At 55.4% G+C, this 15,003-nt stretch carries 14 protein-coding genes; all 14 read right to left on the bottom strand.

Annotated elements, in window-relative coordinates; translation table 11 throughout:
• Positions 1-287 precede the first annotated feature (287 nt).
• Positions 288-2,117, bottom strand: a complete 1,830-nt coding sequence (glmS, locus tag GUC32_RS24320) for a glutamine--fructose-6-phosphate transaminase (isomerizing) (RefSeq protein ID WP_043140722.1) — start codon at positions 2,115-2,117, stop codon at positions 288-290.
• 152 nt (positions 2,118-2,269) lie between these two features.
• A complete protein-coding gene (gene glmU, locus GUC32_RS24315; protein WP_369435476.1) occupies positions 2,270-3,643 on the bottom strand; it encodes a bifunctional UDP-N-acetylglucosamine diphosphorylase/glucosamine-1-phosphate N-acetyltransferase GlmU in 1,374 nt (457 codons plus the stop codon).
• A gap of 290 nt (positions 3,644-3,933) precedes the next feature.
• Positions 3,934-4,353, bottom strand: a complete 420-nt coding sequence (locus GUC32_RS24310; protein WP_004933814.1) for a F0F1 ATP synthase subunit epsilon — start codon at positions 4,351-4,353, stop codon at positions 3,934-3,936.
• A 20-nt stretch (positions 4,354-4,373) separates the two neighbouring features.
• The gene (gene atpD / locus GUC32_RS24305) at positions 4,374-5,756 is read right to left on the bottom strand and encodes a F0F1 ATP synthase subunit beta (RefSeq protein WP_004933813.1); all 1,383 of its coding nucleotides are present in this window, start codon (positions 5,754-5,756) and stop codon (positions 4,374-4,376) included.
• 32 nt (positions 5,757-5,788) lie between these two features.
• Positions 5,789-6,652, bottom strand: coding sequence for a F0F1 ATP synthase subunit gamma (gene atpG, locus GUC32_RS24300; protein WP_004933811.1), 864 nt, complete (start codon positions 6,650-6,652; stop codon positions 5,789-5,791).
• A gap of 59 nt (positions 6,653-6,711) precedes the next feature.
• Positions 6,712-8,253, bottom strand: coding sequence for a F0F1 ATP synthase subunit alpha (gene atpA / locus GUC32_RS24295; protein ID WP_025304742.1), 1,542 nt, complete (start codon positions 8,251-8,253; stop codon positions 6,712-6,714).
• A gap of 12 nt (positions 8,254-8,265) precedes the next feature.
• The gene (gene atpH / locus GUC32_RS24290) at positions 8,266-8,799 is read right to left on the bottom strand and encodes a F0F1 ATP synthase subunit delta (protein WP_025304741.1); all 534 of its coding nucleotides are present in this window, start codon (positions 8,797-8,799) and stop codon (positions 8,266-8,268) included.
• 14 nt (positions 8,800-8,813) lie between these two features.
• Positions 8,814-9,284 (bottom strand): F0F1 ATP synthase subunit B, encoded by a 471-nt coding sequence (atpF, locus tag GUC32_RS24285; RefSeq protein WP_004933804.1) that lies wholly within the window; start codon positions 9,282-9,284, stop codon positions 8,814-8,816.
• 57 nt (positions 9,285-9,341) lie between these two features.
• The gene (atpE, locus tag GUC32_RS24280; protein WP_004093904.1) at positions 9,342-9,581 is read right to left on the bottom strand and encodes a F0F1 ATP synthase subunit C; all 240 of its coding nucleotides are present in this window, start codon (positions 9,579-9,581) and stop codon (positions 9,342-9,344) included.
• A gap of 49 nt (positions 9,582-9,630) precedes the next feature.
• On the bottom strand, positions 9,631-10,407 hold the full coding sequence (gene atpB, locus GUC32_RS24275; RefSeq protein WP_025304740.1) for a F0F1 ATP synthase subunit A: 777 nt from the start codon (positions 10,405-10,407) through the stop codon (positions 9,631-9,633).
• Between the two features lie 22 nt (positions 10,408-10,429).
• On the bottom strand, positions 10,430-10,813 hold the full coding sequence (atpI, locus tag GUC32_RS24270) for a F0F1 ATP synthase subunit I (protein WP_369435475.1): 384 nt from the start codon (positions 10,811-10,813) through the stop codon (positions 10,430-10,432).
• Between the two features lie 639 nt (positions 10,814-11,452).
• On the bottom strand, positions 11,453-12,073 hold the full coding sequence (gene rsmG / locus GUC32_RS24265) for a 16S rRNA (guanine(527)-N(7))-methyltransferase RsmG (RefSeq protein WP_148123840.1): 621 nt from the start codon (positions 12,071-12,073) through the stop codon (positions 11,453-11,455).
• Positions 12,074-12,211: 138 nt separating this feature from the next.
• Positions 12,212-14,101, bottom strand: a complete 1,890-nt coding sequence (mnmG, locus tag GUC32_RS24260) for a tRNA uridine-5-carboxymethylaminomethyl(34) synthesis enzyme MnmG (protein ID WP_033631384.1) — start codon at positions 14,099-14,101, stop codon at positions 12,212-12,214.
• A 380-nt stretch (positions 14,102-14,481) separates the two neighbouring features.
• Positions 14,482-14,922: an FMN-binding protein MioC gene (gene mioC, locus GUC32_RS24255; RefSeq protein WP_016929621.1), complete on the bottom strand. Its 441-nt coding sequence runs from the start codon at positions 14,920-14,922 to the stop codon at positions 14,482-14,484.
• Positions 14,923-15,003 lie beyond the last annotated feature (81 nt).

Here is a 15,003-nt window from a genome sequence, read left to right as displayed (position 1 = left end):
GAGTAAGTATTGCTGCAGGAGGGAAAATAGGACAGTTTGGTGACAGAAAAATGTACGCAATATGACAGTTATATTACAGTGCGTTTGATGGGTATTGTTTTATCTATAAATCAAAAAGTTAGCTGTGAAGCAGCACATTTTCCAAGCAATAAAAAAACCGTTTTGGCGCGGCCTATCCGCTTGAATATGACAACGTTTATCGCCGAATCGGTCGCGCTGTCATCTTTAAGGCCGCTCATGAAAAAAGCCGGCGCGAAGGCCGGCTTTTGCAGTTTACCTGCGGCAAATTACTCTACGGTGACAGACTTCGCCAGGTTGCGTGGCTGGTCAACGTCGGTGCCTTTGATCAGCGCCACGTGGTAAGACAGCAGCTGCAACGGCACGGTGTAGAAGATCGGCGCGACGATTTCCTCGACGTGCGGCAGAGGAATGATGGTCATGCCTTCGCTGCTGACAAAGCCGGCGTCCTGATCGGCGAACACGTACAGCTGGCCGCCGCGCGCGCGCACTTCTTCAATGTTGGACTTCAGCTTTTCCAGCAGTTCGTTGTTTGGCGCCACCACGATCACCGGCATATCGGCGTCGATCAGCGCCAGCGGGCCGTGTTTCAACTCGCCCGCCGCATAAGCTTCGGCGTGAATATAGGAGATCTCTTTCAGCTTCAGCGCCCCTTCCATGGCGATCGGATACTGATCGCCGCGGCCGAGGAACAGCGCATGGTGCTTGTCGGAGAAGCCTTCCGCCAGCGCTTCGATCTCTTTATCCATCGACAGCATCTGCTCGATACGCGCCGGCAGCGCCTGCAGGCCGTGCACGATCTCCTGCTCCACGCTTTCCGCCATGCCTTTCAGGCGGCCCAGGCGCGCCACCAGCATCAACAGCACGGTGAGCTGCGTGGTGAAGGCTTTGGTCGAGGCTACGCCGATTTCCGTGCCCGCTTTGGTCATCAACGCCAGATCGGATTCACGCACCAGCGAAGAGCCCGCAACGTTACAAACGGCCAGCGAACCAAGATAACCCAGCTCTTTGGACAAGCGCAGCGCCGCTAACGTGTCGGCGGTTTCACCGGACTGCGACAGGGTGATGATCAGGCTGCCCGGACGCACCGCCGATTTGCGGTAACGGAATTCGGACGCGATCTCGACGTCGCACGGCACGCCGGCCAACGCTTCAAACCAGTAGCGCGCCACCATCCCGGAGTGGTAAGAAGTGCCACAGGCGATGATCTGCACGTGTTGCACCTTGGCCAGCAGCTCGTCGGCGTGCGGGCCCAGCTCGCTCAGGTTGATTTGGCCATGGCTGAAACGCCCTTCCAGGGTGTTTTTCAGCGCCAGCGGCTGTTCGTAGATCTCTTTTTGCATGTAGTGACGGTAAGCGCCCTTGTCGCCGGCGTCATACTGCACCTGGGATTCGATCTCAGGACGCTCGATGGCGTTGCCCTGCTTGTCGAAGATGTTGACGGTGCGGCGAGTCACTTCCACCACGTCGCCTTCTTCCAGGAAGATGAAGCGGCGGGTGACCGGCAGCAGCGCCAGCTGATCGGAGGCGATGAAGTTTTCCCCAACGCCGCGGCCGATAACCAGCGGGCTGCCGGAGCGCGCCGCGACCAATACGCTCGGATCGCGGCTGTCCATCACCACGGTGCCGTAAGCGCCGCGCAGCTGTGGGATCACGCGCTGAACCACTTCCAGCAGCGTACCGCCCTGCAACTGTTCCCAGTGCACCAGGTGCGCGATCACTTCGGTGTCGGTTTCGGAGCTGAAACGGTAACCACGTTCGATCAGCAGCTCGCGCAGCGGTTCGTGGTTTTCGATGATGCCGTTATGCACCACGGTAATGTAGTCGGAAACATGCGGGTGCGCGTTCGCTTCGGTCGGTTCACCGTGAGTTGCCCAGCGGGTGTGAGCGATGCCGGTACCGCCGTGCAGATCGGTTTGCTCCGCCGCTTCGGCCAGTTTTTGTACCTTGCCTACGCGACGCAGGCGGCTGACGTTGCCTTTTTCATCGACCACCGCCAGACCGGCGGAGTCATAACCGCGGTACTCAAGACGACGTAAACCTTCCAACAGGATTTCTGCGATATCACGTTGCGCTACTGCGCCTACAATTCCACACATCAGTTATATTCCTAATGAACGCCCTTCATGGGCGCTTTCGATGCCTTGACCTGATTTTTGCCGGTTTTTACCGTGCGTCCCCCGAGCCTGTAGATGGTGGGGGTTATTATGTTTTGTATTGGGCTCGTGAACAGAGCCCAACGCAAAACACACTATGACTTCTTCTTCACCGGACGTTGCCAGCCCTGAATGTGCACCTGCTTGACGCGGCTCAGCACCAATTCGTTCTCGGCAATATCGCGCGTCACCGTGGTGCCTGCGGCGATGGTGGAGCCTTTGCCGACCGATACCGGCGCCACCAGCTGAGTATCGGAACCGACGAACACCCCATCGCCGATCAGCGTCTTGTGCTTGTTGGCGCCATCGTAGTTACAGGTGATGGTGCCGGCGCCGATATTCACGTCATCGCCGATTTCGGCATCACCCAGGTAGCTGAGGTGACCGGCCTTGGAACCTTTGCCCAGACGCGCCTTTTTCATTTCCACGAAGTTGCCGACGTGAGCCCCTGCCGCCAGCTCCGCGCCTGGGCGCAGGCGGGCGAATGGCCCCACGGTGCAGTCGGCTTCCAGCACGCTGTCTTCCAGCACGCTATAAGGACTGATCTCGCAATCATCACCGATTACGCAGTTTTTCAGCACGCAGCCGGCGCCGATTTTCACCCGATCGCCCAGCTTGACGTGACCTTCGATAATCACATTCGCATCAATAGTGATGTCGCGGCCGTGAACAAGTTCCCCACGCAGATCGAAACGCGCCGGATCCAGCAACATCACGCCGGCCAACAGCAGCTTTTCAGACTGTTCCGACTGGAATACGCGCTCCAGGGTCGCCAACTGCAGGCGGTTGTTCACACCTTCCACTTCACTCAGGCGCGACGGGTGTACAGCCTCGATTTTCTTGCCGTCGGCATGGGCCAACGCAATGATATCGGTGATGTAAAACTCGCCCTGTGCGTTATCGTTATTCAACATCCCCAGCCAGCGCTTCAGATCGCGCCCGTTCGCCACCAGGATGCCGGTATTGATCTCATTAATCTGACGCTGTGCCTCGCTGGCGTCCTTGTGTTCAACGATGCCCACCACGTTGCCCTGCTCGCGCACGATGCGGCCGTAACCGCTCGGATCGTCCAGTTTCACCGTCAGCAGACCGATGCCGCCCTGCGGCTTGGCCGCAATCAGGCGTTGCAGCGTATCCACGGAAATCAAAGGCACGTCACCGTACAGCATCAGCACGTCTTCATCGTCGGCAAAATGCGGCGCCGCCTGCTGCATTGCATGGCCGGTGCCCAATTGCTCCGCCTGCAGCACCCAGTTCAGCGCGCCGTCCGTCAGCGTGCTTTTCAATAAATCGCCGCCGTGGCCGTATACCAGGTGAACATGTTGCGCGCCCAGTTTCATCGCGGCATCAATGACGTGCTGCACCATCGGCTTACCGGCCAACGGATGCAACACTTTGGGAAGATCGGAATACATGCGCGTACCCTTGCCCGCGGCGAGGATGACCACGCTCATTGCGCTGTTCGACATAAGCAACCTGATAACTCCATTTTGATAGACGAAAGTAAAACCGTTTAGCGACGATATTACTACATATTTCTCATCACGAACCCGGCGCAGGCCGCGCGCCTCTTGGCCTGCCGCCATCATGGCCGATTCGGCTTCAGGACGAAAAAACTGTCGGCGTTCGGCGACGTTTCTTTCCCGATATCAGGGGTTATACACCACACCGCCCGCCGGGCTGAAATGCTTATTTTAAAGTAAAAAAAAAGCGACCCTATAGGCCGCTTTCTTAAAGTTGGGTGCAGAGCACCCAAACATTACATCGCTTTTCTGGTGAGCTCGATAACGCGCAGTTTTGCGATCGCTTTCGCCAGTTCAGCGGATGCCTGAGCATAGTCGACATCGCCATGAGAGCTGCGAATGTGTTCTTCAGCTTTACGCTTAGCTTCCAACGCTCTCGCTTCGTCGAGGTCAGTACCACGGATAGCAGTGTCCGCCAGCACGGTAACCACGCTCGGCTGCACCTCGAGGATGCCGCCGGACAGGTAGATGAACTCTTCTTCACCGTGCTGCTTAACAATACGCACCATGCCAGGCTTGATGGCAGTCAGCAGCGGCGCATGGCCAGGGAAGATCCCCAGTTCACCTTCGCTGCCTGTCACCTGGATCTTCTGCACCAGGCCGGAAAACATCTGTTTTTCCGCGCTGACTACATCCAGATGGTAAGTCATAGCCATATCACCCTCCTCTCAAGGCGTTACAGTTTCTTGGCTTTTTCCACTGCTTCTTCAATGGTGCCAACCATGTAGAACGCCTGCTCCGGCAGGTGGTCATAGTCGCCGTCCATAATGCCTTTGAAACCACGGATGGTGTCTTTCAGCGATACGAACTTGCCCGGAGAACCGGTGAAGACTTCTGCCACGAAGAACGGCTGAGACAGGAAGCGTTGGATCTTACGCGCACGGGATACGACCAGTTTGTCTTCTTCAGACAGCTCGTCCATACCCAGGATCGCGATGATATCTTTCAGTTCCTGGTAGCGTTGCAGAATGGACTGCACGCCACGCGCTACGTCGTAGTGCTCCTGGCCAACAACCAGCGGATCCAGCTGACGGCTGGTAGAATCCAGCGGGTCAACGGCCGGGTAGATACCCAGAGAAGCGATGTTACGGCTCAGTACCACGGTTGCGTCCAAGTGCGCAAAGGTGGTGGCTGGTGACGGGTCAGTCAAGTCATCCGCAGGAACGTAAACGGCCTGTACGGAAGTGATGGAACCGGTCTTGGTCGAGGTGATACGTTCTTGCAGAACGCCCATCTCTTCCGCCAGCGTTGGCTGATAACCTACCGCGGATGGCATACGGCCCAGAAGTGCGGACACTTCGGTACCGGCCAGGGTGTAACGGTAGATGTTGTCAACGAACAGCAGAACGTCACGGCCTTCGTCACGGAATTTCTCCGCCATGGTCAGACCGGTCAGCGCAACGCGCAGACGGTTACCTGGTGGCTCGTTCATCTGGCCGTAAACCAGGGATACTTTGTCCAGAACGTTGGAGTCGGTCATTTCGTGGTAGAAGTCGTTACCCTCACGAGTACGCTCGCCCACGCCCGCAAACACGGAATAACCGGAGTGCTCGATCGCGATGTTACGGATCAGCTCCATCATGTTTACGGTTTTACCTACGCCCGCACCGCCGAACAGACCAACTTTACCGCCCTTGGCGAACGGACAAATCAGGTCCATTACCTTGATACCGGTTTCCAGCAGTTCCTGGGAGCTGGACAGCTCTTCGTAGCTTGGCGCCGCGCGGTGAATCGCCCAACGCTCTTCTTCGCCGATGTCGCCTTTCATGTCGATCGGTTGGCCCAATACGTTCATGATACGGCCCAGGGTAGCTTTACCCACCGGCACTTCAATCGGGTGGTCCAGGTTGTTCACTTTCAGACCGCGACGCAGACCGTCGGAGGTCCCCATTGCGATACAGCGAACCACGCCACCGCCCAGCTGTTGCTGAACTTCCAACACCAGTTTTTCGGTGCCGTTTTCTACCTCAAGGGCATCGTACACTTTTGGTACGGCATCCTGAGGGAACTCGACGTCCACCACGGCGCCGATTACCTGGATAATCTTTCCAGTAGCCATCTTGAATCCTCTACGTAATTCGTAAACCTAGCTTAAACCGCGGAGGCTCCCGAAACGATCTCGGTGAGTTCCTGAGTGATGCTGGCCTGACGCGCCTTGTTGTATACCAACTGCAGCTCTTTGATCAGGCTACCGCCGTTATCGGTTGCGGCTTTCATCGCGACCATTCGTGCGGCCTGCTCGCTGGCCAGGTTTTCCACGACGCCCTGATAAACCTGCGACTCCACATAGCGGCGCAGCAAGGTATCAAGCAGCACTTTTGGATCGGGTTCATACAGGTAATCCCAAGGCGTTTTCTTCAGCTCTTCGTCATCGGCTGGCGGTAACGGCAGCAGCTGAAGCACCTGTGGCTCTTGGGACATCGTATTAACAAATTTGTTGCTGACAATGTACAGCTTGTCCAAACGACCTTCGTCGTAGGCCTGCAGCATCACTTTCACCGGCCCGATCAGATCCGACAGGGAAGGTTTGTCCCCCATGCCGGTCACCTGGGCAACCACGTTGCCGCCCACGGAACCAAAGAAAGAGGCCGCTTTAGAGCCAATCAGCGCCAAATCGGTTTCGACGCCTTTTTCGGACCAGGCTTTCATCTCCGCCAGCAGCTTTTTGAACAGGTTGATGTTCAAGCCGCCGCAGAGACCACGGTCAGTAGACACCACCAGATACCCGACGCGCTTAACGTCACGCTCATCCAGGTACGGGTGCTTGTACTCCAGATTCCCTAACGCAAGGTGACCAATCACTTTGCGCATGGTCTCTGCATAAGGACGGCTGGCCGCCATGCGATCCTGCGATTTACGCATTTTGGAGGCGGCGACCATTTCCATCGCTTTAGTGATCTTTTGCGTGTTTTGCACGCTAGCGATCTTACTACGTATCTCTTTTGCGCCGGCCATCTCTGCTTCTCCTCAGTGCCAGACGGCCTGCTGTCTTTCAACAGCAGGACCGTTCGGCGTTACCAGGACTGGGTTTTCTTGAAGGTCTCGAGGACGTCTTTCAACTTGCCCTCGATCTCATCATTGAAGTTGCCAGTTTGGTTGATGTGGTTCAGCAGTTCGGCGTGCTCGCGGTCCGCATAGGCGACCAGCGCGGCTTCGAAGCTCACCACTTTGGCTACTTCGACGTCGTTCAGGTAACCGCGTTCTGCGGCAAACAGCACCAGAGACTGTTGTGCAACCGACATCGGCGCATACTGTTTCTGTTTCAGCAGCTCGGTCACTTTCTGACCGTGGCTCAGCTGTTTGCGGGTCGCGTCGTCCAGATCGGAGGCGAACTGGGAGAACGCAGCCAGCTCACGATACTGTGCCAGCGCGGTACGGATACCACCGGACAGTTTCTTCATGATCTTGGTCTGCGCGGCGCCACCAACACGGGATACGGAGATACCCGGGTTAACTGCCGGACGAATACCGGAGTTGAACAGGTTGGATTCCAGGAAGATCTGACCATCGGTAATCGAGATTACGTTGGTCGGAACGAACGCGGAAACGTCACCCGCCTGGGTTTCAATGATCGGCAGAGCGGTCAGTGAACCGGTTTGGCCTTTAACTTCACCTTTGGTGAAGGCTTCAACGTATTCGGCGTTAACGCGCGCTGCACGCTCCAGCAAGCGGGAGTGCAGGTAGAATACGTCGCCTGGGTAAGCTTCACGACCTGGCGGACGACGAAGCAGCAGGGAAATCTGACGGTAAGCAACGGCCTGTTTGGACAGGTCATCGTATACGATCAGCGCATCTTCACCGCGGTCACGGAAGTATTCACCCATTGCGCAACCGGCATATGGTGCCAGGTATTGCAGTGCAGCGGATTCGGAAGCGGTCGCCACCACCACGATGGTGTTGGCCAGTGCGCCGTGCTCTTCCAGTTTGCGCACCACGTTAGCGATGGTGGACGCTTTCTGGCCGATAGCCACGTAAACGCATTTGATGCCGGAGTCGCGTTGGTTGATGATCGCATCGATCGCCAGCGCGGTTTTACCGGTCTGACGGTCACCGATCACCAGCTCACGCTGGCCACGGCCGATTGGAATCATGGCGTCAACGGATTTGTAGCCAGTTTGAACCGGCTGATCAACGGACTGACGCTCGATAACGCCTGGCGCGATAGCTTCTACCGGAGAGAAGCCGTCGTTTTCAATCGGGCCTTTGCCGTCGATAGGTGCGCCCAGGGTGTTAACTACGCGGCCCAGCAGACCACGACCGACTGGAACTTCCAGGATACGGCCAGTACATTTAACCTTCATGCCTTCGGCCAGATCCGAGTACGGACCCATGACCACGGCACCGACAGAGTCGCGCTCCAGGTTCAATGCGATTGCGTAACGGTTGCCAGGCAGCGCGATCATTTCGCCCTGCATAACTTCGGCCAGGCCGTGTACGCGGATGATCCCGTCGCTGACGGAAACGATAGTACCTTCATTGTGAGCTTCGCTCACTACATTGAACTGAGCAATGCGCTGCTTGATCAGTTCGCTGATTTCGGTGGAATTCAGTTGCATGCTCCAGTCCCCTTAAGACTGCAAGACGTCTGTCAGGCGTTCAAGACGACCGCGAACGCTGCCATCAATCACCATATCGCCGGCGCGAACAACGATGCCGGCCAGTACAGACTTGTCAATTTTGCAATTCAGCTTAACTTTGCGTGACAGACGTTTTTCCATCGCAGCGGCGATTTTCGCCTGCTGTTCGTCGCTCAGCGCGCTCGCAGAGAGCACTTCGACTTCGACGGTGGATTCCAGCGAGGCGCGCAGTTCGATGAACTGCTGCAGCACGGCAGGAAGAACCAGTAAACGTCCATTTTCGGCCATTACACGGATAAAGTTCTGGCCATGTTCGTCGAGCCGATCGCCACAAACCGCGATGAACGTCTTGGACAGCGTTTCTGGCGCAACCGCGCCAGACAGCAGTTCAGAAATCTGTTCATTGCGAGTGACTTCAGCCGTAAACGCCAGCATCTCCTGCCAGCGCTCTACGCTTTGGTGCTCAACGGCAAAGTCAAAAGCTGCTTTGGCGTAGGGGCGAGCTACAGTTACAAATTCAGACATCAGCCCCTCCCTCCTTACAGTTCAGCGACCAGTTTATCAACGATGTCGCTGTTAGCAGCTTCATCCACGGAACGTTCGATGATCTTCTCGGCGCCGGCAATTGCCAGCATCGCGACTTGCTTACGCAACTCTTCACGAGCGCGCTTACGTTCGGCTTCGATCTCAGCCTGAGCCTGCGCCACGATTTTGTTACGTTCCTGCTCGGCTTCGGCTTTCGCTTCATCCATGATCTGAGCTTTGCGTTTGTTCGCTTGCTCGATGATCACCTGAGCTTCTGCTTTAGCAGTTTTCAGCTGGTCGGTCGCATTGGCTTGCGCTAAGTCCAGATCTTTTTTGGCACGCTCTGCAGAAGCGAGGCCGTCAGCGATTTCTTTCTGACGTTTCTCGATGGCAGCCATGATCGGCGGCCATACGTACTTCATGCAGAACCAGACAAACAGAACGAACGCGATGGCCTGGCCGAGGATTGTTGCGTTAAGATTCACAGCACAATGCCTCTTTAAAAGTTAATAGTTTGGTTACGTCGTAGAGGGTTACTCTACTTACGCGACGGCGAACATCACGTACAGACCCAGACCTACAGCGATCATCGGGATGGCGTCGACCAGACCCATAACGATAAAGAACTGTGTACGCAGCAGAGGAATCAGGTCAGGCTGACGAGCAGCGCCTTCCAAGAATTTACCACCCAGGATGCCGATACCGATCGCAGCACCGATTGCCGCTAAACCCATCATCACAGCGGCAGCCATGTACAGCAGATCCATACTCAGGTTTTCCATGACAGTCTCCAGTTTGTTTCAGTTTAAAAGTGCAAGTGTTTTAAGAAAATCAGTGCTCTTCAGACGCCATCGACAGATAGACGATCGTCAGAACCATGAAAATAAAGGCTTGAAGCGTAATGATCAGGATGTGGAAGATAGCCCAAGGCAAGCTCAGGACCCACTGTGACCACCACGGCAACAGGCCGGCAATCAGGATGAAGATCAACTCACCCGCATACATGTTGCCGAACAGTCGCAGACCCAGTGAAACAGGTTTGGACAGCAGGCTGACACCTTCAAGAATCAGGTTGATAGGAATGAATACAGGGTGGTTGAACGGCTGCATGGTCAACTCTTTAACGAACCCGCCAACGCCTTTCATTTTGATGCTATAGAACAGAATCAGGATAAACACGCCCAGCGCCATAGACAGCGTGACGTTCACGTCAGCGGTAGGCACCACGCGCAGCGCAGGCAGACCGAGATGCGCCCCGATGAACGGCAGGAAGTCTACCGGAATCAGGTCCATCAGGTTCATCAGGAACACCCAGACGAACACGGTCAGCGCCAACGGCGCAATCACCTTGCTCTTGCCGTGGTACATGTCGCGCACGCTGCTGTCGACGAAACCAACCACCAGCTCCACGGCGGTTTGCAGTTTACCCGGCACGCCGCTGGTGGCGTTTTTAGCCACTTTGCGGAAAATCACCAGGAACAAAACCCCGAGGACGACGGAGAAAAACATCGAGTCGAGGTTAATCGACCAAAACCCAGTCCCGACCTGAAGCTGCGTCAGGTGGTGACCGATATACTCCTGTGGACTGTTGTATCCCTCTGCAGACATGATGCCTCTACCCTTTATTTAGTTAATTTCGGTAACTGTTAATCACGGCCGGTGCCACTATCTGCACCACTAACACCGCTAAATAGGTCAGGCCAAGCGGTATAAACTCCGCCTTGAACACCCCCAGCGCCACGATCAGCAAAACGATGGTGATCACGACCTTTAGCCCCTCGCCGATGGCGAACGACCAGGCAACCCTACCGGGCGCCGGCGTTTGCACCTGATGGCGCAAGGCAAACAGCATAAACATTGCACTCGGCAACCAGGCGGCGAGACCGCCTGCCAGCGCCGAAGCGCTCCATTCCGGGCTTTTCAGCCAGAAAGCAACGCTGATCAGAACAAAAGTCATTAACTGCAAAAACAGCAGTTTGCGTGCGACTTTCCCGCTGTAAAGGGACACAGACATGACGTTTGTTCTCTCCGTACCCCTGAGGGGGTATGCTGAGTGACGTATACAACTGTTTTTGCTGTCCTGAGTCAAGCAGCAAAAAACGAGCAAATTATACGGGGCATACCAACGAATTCAATCGATAAGTAGCGAAAAGGTGAACAATTATTTAAATTTCCCTATTCCAGCCTATTTTCACAAGAAAACGGTCGGAATAATAGGACGCATTTAATTGTCTGATTATTCCAGCGTTGCGTTTAGAAACGCGAAGCCGATCACAGTAATACCCCTTCCTGATTTATAGCCGATGGTCAACCAAACCGTCTTTAGCAATTTGAGCGATCAAAAGATTATATAAATCAAAACATTATCAGTTAACTGTTCAAAAACAATCCGTATACCCGACGAAAACCTTTTATTGACAAGCAGCGAGGCAATATTCCAACAGCCAATTAACATTAGCAGCAAAGGCCAATCTTTCGCACATGATTGCTAACGTGACTATTTCAAAATGCAATTACTCTATTGTCGCTAATTAGCCGCGTTTTTTGTGTTAATAGAAAGTAAATTAACTAAAAAAAGCGACCAATTAATTAGCCTGCTTATCTTTACGCTTAGTACTACCTTTAATTCACGCTTGTTTGATCAAAAACAAACTCAGTTTGCCTTAAGCACCACCAGATGGCGTTCACCTTCCAATTCAGGCACCTGAAGCCGCACAATGGATTCCAGGCTGACGCCTTCCGGCAAGCGCGCCAATTCTTCATCCGGGCGCACGCCTTTCAATGCGTAAAAACGCCCCTGCCCTTTCGCCGGCAGGTGATGACACCAGGACAGCATATCCTGCAACGAAGCGAACGCCCGGCTTATCACGCCGTCGAACGGCGGCTCGGCGGGGAACGCTTCGACGCGGCTCTGCACCGGCTCGATATTGTTCAGACCCAGCTCATGCTGCACCTGGCGCAGGAAACGCACGCGCTTGCCCAGGCTGTCGAGCAGCGTGAAATGCGCGTCCGGGCGCACGATCGCCAGCGGAATGCCCGGTAAACCGGGGCCGGTGCCGACATCGATGAAACGCGAGCCTTGCAGATGCGGGTTGACCACGATGCTGTCGAGAATGTGGCGCACCAGCATTTGCTGCGGATCGCGCACCGACGTGAGGTTATAAGCCTTGTTCCACTTATCCAGCATGCCGACATAGCCCAGCAGCTGCTGTTTCTGCTGATCGGGCAGCTCAATGCCAGCTGCCGCAAGCAGCGAGTCTAATTTTTTTTGCACAACGGATCCTCTGGCAGGCGCTGAACGACCAGCGGATGGTTAGCTGGCGCAATGAGGCGACTATGATAATTCAGGGCGCAAGTGATGTCAGCGGCCGTTTGGCTACGGGATGAACAAACGGCCGCCTGGATGCGGGATTTATGCGCTGCGGCGCAGCAGTCCCTGCTTTTTCAGCCAGATCAGCAAAATCGAGATCGCCGCCGGCGTAATGCCGGAGATGCGCGAAGCCTGGCCGATGGAGTTCGGTTTGTGATCGTTCAGTTTGGCGATCACTTCGTTCGACAGCCCCGAAACCTGACGGTAGTCGAGATCCAACGGCAGCACGGTATTCTCGTTGCGCTGCTGTTTTTCGATCTCTTCCTGTTGGCGAGCGATGTAGCCCTCGTATTTGACCTGGATCTCGACCTGTTCGGCCGCTTGTACGTCGTCCAGCGGCGGTGCGAAGGCGTCGGTGCCGGTTAACTGCGCGTAATCCATCTCCGGACGGCGCAGCAGCTCTTCGCCGTTCGCTTCACGCGACAGCGGCGCTTTCAGCAGCGCATTGACCTGTTCGACGTTCTCGGCGTGCGGGTGCATCCAGATGTCGCGCAGGCGCTGGCGTTCGCGTTCGATTCGCTCCAACTTCTCGCTGTAACGTGCCCAACGCACGTCGTCCACCAGGCCCAGTTCACGGCCTTTTTCCGTCAGGCGGAGATCGGCGTTGTCTTCGCGCAGCATCAGACGATACTCGGCGCGTGAGGTAAACATGCGGTACGGCTCTTTGGTGCCGAGGGTGCTGAGATCGTCCACCAGCACGCCCAGGTAAGCCTGATCGCGACGTGGCGCCCAGCCTTCTTGTTCGTCGGCGAAGCGCCCGGCGTTTAAACCGGCCAGCAGGCCCTGCGCAGCGGCTTCTTCATACCCGGTGGTGCCGTTGATCTGACCGGCGAAGAACAGCCCCTGAATGAATTTGCTTTCCAGCGTCGGCTTCAGATCGCGTGGATCGAAGAAATCGTACTCGATAGCATAACCAGGGCGAATAATACGCGCGTTTTGCATTCCTTCCATCGAACGGACGATCTGCATCTGCACGTCGAACGGCAGGCTGGTGGAAATCCCGTTAGGGTAAATCTCGTTGCTGGTCAGGCCTTCCGGCTCGAGGAAGATCTGGTGCGCATTGCGATCGGCAAAGCGCATGACCTTGTCTTCGATCGACGGGCAGTAACGTGGGCCGATCCCTTCGATGATCCCGGCATACATCGGGCTGCGATCGAGGTTATTGCGGATCACGTCATGGGTTTTTTCATTGGTGTGGGTGATGTAGCACGCCATTTGTTCCGGGTGTTGGCTGGCATCGCCCAGGAACGAGAATACCGGTACCGGCGTATCGCCGTGTTGCGGCGCCAGTACGCTGAAATCGATAGTGCGGGCGTCGATGCGCGGTGGCGTACCGGTTTTCAAGCGGTTAACGCGCAGCGGCAGTTCTCGCAAACGTTGCGACAGCGAGATCGAAGGTGGATCCCCGGCGCGGCCGCCGCTGTAGTTTTCCAGACCGATATGGATCTTGCCGTCCAGGAAGGTGCCTACGGTCAATACCACCGCCTTGGCGCGGAATTTCAGGCCCATTTGGGTGACGGCGCCGACTACGCGATCGTTTTCGACGATCAGATCCTCAACAGGTTGTTGGAAGATCATCAGGTTGGGCTGGTTCTCCAACGCGGTACGGATCGCCTGGCGATACAGTACGCGATCCGCCTGAGCGCGTGTGGCACGAACGGCTGGGCCTTTGCTGGCGTTTAGTATCCTAAACTGGATGCCGGCGTGGTCGATCGCCGTCGCCATCAGGCCGCCGAGTGCATCAATTTCCTTAACCAGATGCCCTTTACCAATACCGCCAATCGCCGGGTTACAGGACATCTGTCCCAGCGTATCGATATTGTGTGTCAATAATAAAGTCTGACGTCCCATGCGTGCCGCGGCCATGGCGGCCTCGGTACCTGCATGGCCACCACCGATGATGATGACGTCAAATTGATCTGGATAAAACATGGAACTGCACCTCGCCGTATTGCGAACGATCGTATTTGCCCTGGGGTCGGGGATTCTACTCAAGTTTAGACGATCGACCAAGTGGTCAGGATCGTCGGTAATTAAAAGAAGATCTTTTTTATTTAAAGATCTCTTTATTAGATCTCTTATTAGGATCGCGATCCTCTGTGGATAAGTGACTATTCACGATGAAGATCAGCAGATTAAGGAGGATCGTTTGCTGTGAATGATCGGTGATCCCGACGCAGATAAGCTGGGATCTAAAAGGCTTGTTATGCACAGGACAAAAAGCGCACTACGGTTGTTATTGGGATAACTACGGCTTTTACCCTGCTTTTAAGCTTAGTTATCCACAATCGTTCGCGCGATCTTTAGACGAATTAGAGTAAATTAATCCAGTTTTTTACCCATTCCTCGGCCGGATCCTCGGGAATTTCATGCTCGGTCACGTCGATCTCGAGACGATCGCCGATCCTTTTAGCGCCTCTGGCGATCAACAGATCGTCGATCTGTTTGATCGCGCCGCAGAAGGTGTCGTATTCCGAACTGCCCAAACCGACGGCGCCGAACTGCACCTCGGAAAGATCCGGCTGCTGCTCTGCGATCTGTTCCAACAGCGGCTGAAGGTTATCCGGCAGTTCGCCGGCGCCGTGCGTGGAAGAGACCACCAGCCAGCGGCCGGTCAACGGCAGTTCATCCAGTTCAGGGCCGTGCAGCATCTCGGTAGAGAAACCCGCGTCTTCCAGCTTTTCAGCCAAATGTTCAGCCACGTATTCGGCGCTGCCAAGCGTACTGCCACTGATCAGAGTAATGTCTGCCATGAACCAACGATCCCAACCTTCTCACTCAAAGTGGCTGCATTGTACGCTGTGAATCGGCTGGGATCTACCTGTGGATAATGT

It is taken from the genome of Serratia sp. NGAS9 (genome assembly GCF_009905295.1).
Taxonomy (GTDB): Bacteria; Pseudomonadota; Gammaproteobacteria; order Enterobacterales; family Enterobacteriaceae; genus Serratia; species Serratia bockelmannii.
Note: the sequence above shows the minus strand (reverse complement) of the source record. Positions and strands in the feature narration are given on the sequence as shown.

What these genes read in the sequence shown, in the direction of transcription:
- atpD (WP_004933813.1), bottom strand. Translation starts at nt 5,756, where the DNA reads ATGGCTACTGGAAAGATTATCCAGGTAATCGGCGCCGTGGTGGACGTC.
- atpH (WP_025304741.1), bottom strand. Translation starts at nt 8,799, where the DNA reads ATGTCTGAATTTGTAACTGTAGCTCGCCCCTACGCCAAAGCAGCTTTT.
- mioC (WP_016929621.1), bottom strand. Translation starts at nt 14,922, where the DNA reads ATGGCAGACATTACTCTGATCAGTGGCAGTACGCTTGGCAGCGCCGAA.
- glmU (WP_369435476.1), bottom strand. Translation starts at nt 3,643, where the DNA reads ATGTCGAACAGCGCAATGAGCGTGGTCATCCTCGCCGCGGGCAAGGGT.
- atpI (WP_369435475.1), bottom strand. Translation starts at nt 10,813, where the DNA reads ATGTCTGTGTCCCTTTACAGCGGGAAAGTCGCACGCAAACTGCTGTTT.
- atpG (WP_004933811.1), bottom strand. Translation starts at nt 6,652, where the DNA reads ATGGCCGGCGCAAAAGAGATACGTAGTAAGATCGCTAGCGTGCAAAAC.
- atpE (WP_004093904.1), bottom strand. Translation starts at nt 9,581, where the DNA reads ATGGAAAACCTGAGTATGGATCTGCTGTACATGGCTGCCGCTGTGATG.
- atpB (WP_025304740.1), bottom strand. Translation starts at nt 10,407, where the DNA reads ATGTCTGCAGAGGGATACAACAGTCCACAGGAGTATATCGGTCACCAC.
- glmS (WP_043140722.1), bottom strand. Translation starts at nt 2,117, where the DNA reads ATGTGTGGAATTGTAGGCGCAGTAGCGCAACGTGATATCGCAGAAATC.
- mnmG (WP_033631384.1), bottom strand. Translation starts at nt 14,101, where the DNA reads ATGTTTTATCCAGATCAATTTGACGTCATCATCATCGGTGGTGGCCAT.
- atpA (WP_025304742.1), bottom strand. Translation starts at nt 8,253, where the DNA reads ATGCAACTGAATTCCACCGAAATCAGCGAACTGATCAAGCAGCGCATT.
- GUC32_RS24310 (WP_004933814.1), bottom strand. Translation starts at nt 4,353, where the DNA reads ATGGCTATGACTTACCATCTGGATGTAGTCAGCGCGGAAAAACAGATG.